This is a genomic window from Thiorhodococcus fuscus, from assembly GCF_042682685.1.
GTDB classification, from domain to species: domain Bacteria; phylum Pseudomonadota; class Gammaproteobacteria; order Chromatiales; family Chromatiaceae; genus Imhoffiella; species Imhoffiella fuscus.
Genome location: NZ_JBHUHX010000055.1, coordinates 1 through 2,169, shown reverse-complemented (window position 1 = coordinate 2,169; position 2,169 = coordinate 1). Strand labels below are relative to the sequence as shown.

The following is a 2,169-nucleotide window of genomic DNA, read 5'->3' as shown; positions in this document are numbered from 1 at the left end:
CTTCCATCTTCCGGAGACGCGATATGCTGCTCAATTTTAATGTCCGGATATCACATTAGATGGCTATAGTAATCCTCTCAACTTCATTGATTCTCACTGTAATAGCAAAGTTCAAATTTTATCCATTCTATGGTTTGGGAAAAATATTTTGGAACTGGTTTCACAGGTGTCCGGATTTCAACAAACTCAAAGATGGTGCAGGGTATGTGCCTGAAACTAGCATCGGGAGTGGGAATAATTCGGAAAACCAAAGCGCTACGATAATAAAAGTAAGTAAAGAGGCTCGGCGGACCTGGAATTACTGGAATGGCTTCTTCCATGGTGGATAATTCCTTCAGAGATATGCTGTTCTGATTTAGGTTGCGACAAGAACGGCATTACTGATAATCTCGAATCCCTTGAATGCAGATGGCTGTTACTGTTGATATTCAATTATTTATCGAAAACTTATCTACCGCAACAATGGGCTCTTTGAGTAAGAAGTTGCCTGCCGAATTTTCGATAGAGACTCGAGGCAATGATTCATCTCTTGTAATATCTTATCGAACAGATGACGATTTGGAAAATTCGCTTGATGAAGAGTTAAATGTCTTTCTCGGAAAACTCTTTAGCGTCGAAGGCTTGCTGTGCGAAGTTGAGCTGCTGTTGCGTGTCGGTGTATTTTATGACATTAAAGAGACAATCGTATGTCCGATTATGCTCAAAAGAAATACCATAAGTATGATTAATCGATTTAATGCCGACATATATATAACAGGCTATCTTTGCTCTGACCCTGAATAACCCACAAGTCAATCGCATCAAAATATTAGCTGCGGGAAAAGGGGCTAGGCTCAATATATTCACAGCGCCAAAGAAACAGGGCGCCCGGTTGTGGCCGCGCTGGACGATGTGTAGTGGCAGTCCGTCGATGTGGATGCTAGTGCGCCGAGGCATGAAGCAAAGATAGCAGATATTGAGCCTGGCCCCTTTTTCCATTTTTCATATCTCGATATGGCTTCGACTTTGAATTTGCCAGTTAAAATTTTTGAGGGAGGTGAATTAATGGATGCTTTTGCGATGGCGCAAGCGGCGAATTTTTTTGTTCGTGAGCACAGTCCTTTTGTTGTCGTAGAATTGAAATCGGCTATTGTTTAGTCACGCTCTTTCAAGCCCTGCTTACGCGGGGCTTTTTGCTTATAGGTTTAGCGAAGCATTCTGGTTACTTGGCGGCCGCTTTTCCCAAGGGGATCCAAGTAGGGAAGAAGCCGGCTCCAGTTCTCGTCTTTTCAGCCCCCGCGTGGTCCTGCGCCTGTGGCGGCTAGGCGATTCGCTAGCACTTAGGTTTTCCGCATCAATTGACTCGCTACGCAAAACTTGACGCTGTTCTTCCAGAATAGAGAAAGCTCATGTTAATTTTTTAAAACAGGTTTTTATTAGTGGTATAGGGAGGTGGTCTTTCATATCGTCTGTTTTTGCGATATATTTGCTGTCTTTCTTGGTTGGATACTTCGTCTTGATGCAAGGGCTTGCTGTTAACTACTGGGAGTTCGATTCATATCGGTGCCTGAGTACAGCGCTGTGTCTTTGTGCTGTTTTCTTGTTGCGCTTGAGAAGGATCGGGTCTCCGCTGATCTTCGCGCTACTTCCATTCGCGATCTTTGTAAATAAATTTCCGGGAGGCGAGGCGGTAGTAGATTTACTTCGCTTCGAAGCCTCAGATTTATATGAGTTTCTCTATTACATAGGATTGATTTTTCTGATTGTTGCTAAAGAAAAAGATAGATTTTGAGATACGGCAGAGTAGTAGTTGAAGTAGCCCGCCAAGCCCCGTTGGGGAAAAGGGGCTAGGCTTAAATATATTCACTTTTTCTGTCCCTATAGCTATCTGACGTGATATCCATCATGCCCCTCGATTTGCCGACGTAGCTAGTGAGTATTGTTGAGGGATAACGCATCTCGTTACACACATCTTCGCTGACCGATTCCTAAGCTGCTGATTTATACAGACAGGCGCTTTGGGATGATCGCGCGAAATCAAGCACTTGCAGACTTGCGTGGAATGGTATGGGTATAACGAGAACGCTACATCGGATGGCTATAATCTCGGAGGTATACCAGAGTGTCAAGTCCCCGAAGATTGTATACGCGTTTTTTGAATAGTTCGGGGCGTTTCTCAGCCCAGTCCTT

General features: G+C 44.0%; 3 protein-coding genes. 2 read left to right on the top strand and 1 reads right to left on the bottom strand.

What is annotated here, in order from left to right; translation table 11 throughout:
* Positions 1-83: 83 nt before the first annotated feature.
* Positions 84-320, bottom strand: coding sequence for a hypothetical protein (locus ACFSJC_RS18075; protein WP_386028596.1), 237 nt, complete (start codon positions 318-320; stop codon positions 84-86).
* 82 nt (positions 321-402) lie between these two features.
* On the opposite strand from ACFSJC_RS18075, the gene ACFSJC_RS18070 reads away from it, so the two are divergent.
* Complete coding sequence (locus ACFSJC_RS18070; RefSeq protein ID WP_386028595.1) at positions 403-783, top strand: hypothetical protein; 381 nt, start codon at positions 403-405, stop codon at positions 781-783.
* 129 nt (positions 784-912) lie between these two features.
* Positions 913-1,137: a hypothetical protein gene (locus ACFSJC_RS18065; protein ID WP_386028594.1), complete on the top strand. Its 225-nt coding sequence runs from the start codon at positions 913-915 to the stop codon at positions 1,135-1,137.
* Positions 1,138-2,169 lie beyond the last annotated feature (1,032 nt).

What these genes read in the sequence shown, in the direction of transcription:
- ACFSJC_RS18075 (WP_386028596.1), bottom strand. Translation starts at nt 320, where the DNA reads ATGGAAGAAGCCATTCCAGTAATTCCAGGTCCGCCGAGCCTCTTTACT.
- ACFSJC_RS18070 (WP_386028595.1), top strand. Translation starts at nt 403, where the DNA reads ATGCAGATGGCTGTTACTGTTGATATTCAATTATTTATCGAAAACTTA.